Origin of the sequence: Shewanella sp. (assembly GCF_013214165.1) — a bacterium.
Classification (GTDB): Bacteria; Pseudomonadota; Gammaproteobacteria; order Enterobacterales; family Shewanellaceae; genus Shewanella.
In genome coordinates, this window is record NZ_JABSSM010000161.1 from 1 (window position 1) to 2,978 (window position 2,978).

A 2,978-nucleotide genomic window follows, 5' to 3' on the forward strand; every position below is an offset into this window, starting at 1 on the left:
TCGATAATCTTTTTAATTATTTACATTTTTTCAACAAGTTAATAGAATCCTGTCTAGATTTGACCTTGGCTTGGAGGCCATATTATGAAAATCGAAGTGATTAATGAAGAAGATACTGATGTTTTTGATGAGCTCGTTGCCGGTGTTCGAGAACATAAATATGAACATATGGGGCCGGAAAATACGCTGCCATTATCTGTGGTTGCTCGTGATGAAAATAACCAACTCATTGGTGGTGTCTCGGGGCAGACCATTTATAAAAACTTCTTAATTGGCGTTGTCTGGGTAGATAAGCAAACTCGAGGAACAGGACTTGGGCGCAGATTAATGGAACTCGCAGAAGTTGAGGCAAAGCAACGGGGCTGCCTTGTTGCCCAGCTAGATACTTTGTCTTATCAAGCCCCTGTTTTCTATCAAAAGCTTGGCTTTGAGATTGTGGGTACCGTCCCCGCATTTCCTGGAAGCCCTGAACGGTATTTTTTGCTGAAAAATTATCAGTGAATGGGGGGGAGGTGGTTAATCACGGCCCACATCTAAGCAGCCGATATTAAAATATTGGTGTCCGCAGCAATATTTTTAATTCGCTCGGCCATCGATGCCATCAATTTATTCATTCAATACCCAGTACATAATAAATGATTTTTTGGACTCTCTAGGGGGGCATCCATCAAAATAGGCGCACCATTGGGGCCATAATTATCGTTACCGATGGCGATATTTGATTAAATCTAAATTAGTTCCTAATAAACTGATAGCGCAAGATATCAGTTTTCCATCGCTAATAGTGTTTTCAGCTCAGATGGTGTTGGTTGGTACCTGAAAACTAACTTACCGTCGATGAAAATATTAGGCGAGTGTCTTATATGATAGGCATTCACCTGCTGAAGATTGTCCTCGATATAATCTATCTGGTATTGGATGCCGACATTATCTAATTCACGCTGCAGATTATGAATACAAAAGTCTGTATGTGTCACTAGCAGTTGTACATGCATGAAGCCCCCTAATAAACCAAGCTATATACTTGATCCAATTCCCATCGGTATAAGTATAGTGGCTAGGTGTTACTTGTATCGCAGAATCCTTCATCGATAAATACACCAAGCCTTAGTGATATTGACTAGGTTTAGGCAAGTAAGAAGACTCTTTGTTATTTTTACCTATCTAACTAGTTGAAAATGTTGATAATGAAATATTGGCTTAGGTTTTGCTTTGTCTATGTATACCTCAAGGGATTTCACTATCAGGATGGCGAATATGAATAAGCTAATAAAAAAACTTCTAACAGCAACTTTGAGCAGTATCATGGTTGTTTCAGCAGCGTTTTCTTCTATAGCTGTGACCTCAGCGTCGGCCGATAGTGCCAAATCACTGGCTCAGACTTATGCCTATGATGGTCAAAAAGTACTGCTGAATATGGATATAGGTTCGGTTAAGTTTATTGCCACCGATGAGCAAGAGATCCGTGTCGAAGTGATAATCACTCCTAGCGAGAGTAGCTGGTTCTCCCTATGGAGTGGCCAGGATATAGACGACGTTGAACTGGATGTCATTGAGGCGTCTAAAGAGATTGAACTTAAGTTAACCGAGCAAGATGATATTAAGCAGGAGTGGCTGGTTTACCTTCCTCGTCAAGCTGAGGTAAACCTGAATGTCGGTGTTGGTCAAGTTGAAGTATTAAATATGGAAAACAGCATAGATATCGACTTAGGTGTTGGCCATGCAGAAATCAGGCATGAAATTTTATATCGCTCAGTGTCATTAGAGTCTGGTGTTGGGGAAGTCTCGGTTGACTTGCAGGGACGCCAAGTAGAGGTTAGTCGACACTTTGTAAGACAGACTTATCACCATGAAGATCATACTGGTTTTGGTCAACTGAATGTGAATGTGGGAGTGGGTCAGATAGATGTACACCACAAATATTGATTATAAGTGAGTTTTGGCTTTGATTGAAGATAGAGCTAAATAGCGTTAATTAACAAGTTAAAGCCCACTTTTTAGTGGGCTTTATTCTATCTGAATCTAGGTTTTAGGCCGATTTTCTGTTGTCTTTTCTTTTTAGCTTATTCAGGTGGGGCAGCAGTTGTTGCAATGCCAATGCCGTTAAGATCAAGGCCAGGCCTATATAGGTTGATCTGACTATCTGTTCTTGCAAAATCCAGGCGATAAAACCGATAGACATGACGGGGGATATGAAGACTAGGGTGCTGATACTTGCCGTTCTTTGTGCTTTTTTAAGCGCCACTAACCAGAGTACGAAGGTGACCCCCATCTCGAACAGGCCGACATATATCCCCGCGGCGAACGCTTGTGGGTCCCAGCTGGGTAGTTCCTGAGTCCATAATAGTGTGACCAAAATAAACGGGAAGCCTACCAGAAAGCTGAGTAGCAGACTCACGACCGGATCTCCCTTGTCCTTGGTGTTGACTATCCAATATAGAGACCAAAGTATTGTACTGGTCAGTGCGAAGATGACACCTGTGCCACTGTCGAAGGAAAAATTGGTGAGATTTCCTTGGGTAGCGATAACGAAGACCCCGAAGTAGGCAAGGATGGCCGCGGTCATATCACTTTTTCTTAGTTTTTGGGAAAGAAGTGGCACCGACAAGAGTGGCAGCAAGATGGCCCAAGTGTAGTTAAGGGACAGCGCCTGTTGAGCCGGTAGCAGATCATAGGCTTTGAAAAGCACTAGGTAATAAAGGAAGGGATTAAGTAAACCTGTCTGTAGGTAAAATAGCGGCTTGGCCTTAAATTGCGCTTTTATTAGGTGTAGCTTTCCTTGGAACAGCAAAATAATGCCCAGAGCAAAGATAGAGGTGATGGTAGCGACAAACACTAATTGAAGTGGACTGAAATGGGCGAGTGCCAACTTAAAAGCGGTGGCGACCGTTGACCAAAGGCAGATGGCACCAATGCCATACAGATAGGCCTGATTTGATTGTTTCAATGATTTTACTCTTAACTACAGCAGAGACAAC

At 42.3% G+C, this 2,978-nt stretch carries 4 protein-coding genes; 2 read left to right on the top strand and 2 right to left on the bottom strand.

Annotation, left to right across the window (positions count from 1 at the left end):
- Positions 1-84 precede the first annotated feature (84 nt).
- Complete coding sequence (locus HRU42_RS20820; protein WP_295033976.1) at positions 85-501, top strand: GNAT family N-acetyltransferase; 417 nt, start codon at positions 85-87, stop codon at positions 499-501.
- 263 nt (positions 502-764) lie between these two features.
- Here HRU42_RS20820 and HRU42_RS20825 read toward each other — a convergent pair whose 3' ends face one another.
- Entirely contained in the window at positions 765-995 is a 231-nt protein-coding gene (locus HRU42_RS20825) for a hypothetical protein (RefSeq protein WP_295033978.1), read from the bottom strand.
- 262 nt (positions 996-1,257) lie between these two features.
- On the opposite strand from HRU42_RS20825, the gene HRU42_RS20830 reads away from it, so the two are divergent.
- Complete coding sequence (locus HRU42_RS20830; protein WP_295033980.1) at positions 1,258-1,926, top strand: hypothetical protein; 669 nt, start codon at positions 1,258-1,260, stop codon at positions 1,924-1,926.
- A gap of 103 nt (positions 1,927-2,029) precedes the next feature.
- Here HRU42_RS20830 and HRU42_RS20835 read toward each other — a convergent pair whose 3' ends face one another.
- Complete coding sequence (locus tag HRU42_RS20835; protein ID WP_295033981.1) at positions 2,030-2,947, bottom strand: DMT family transporter; 918 nt, start codon at positions 2,945-2,947, stop codon at positions 2,030-2,032.
- Positions 2,948-2,978: the final 31 nt, after the last annotated feature.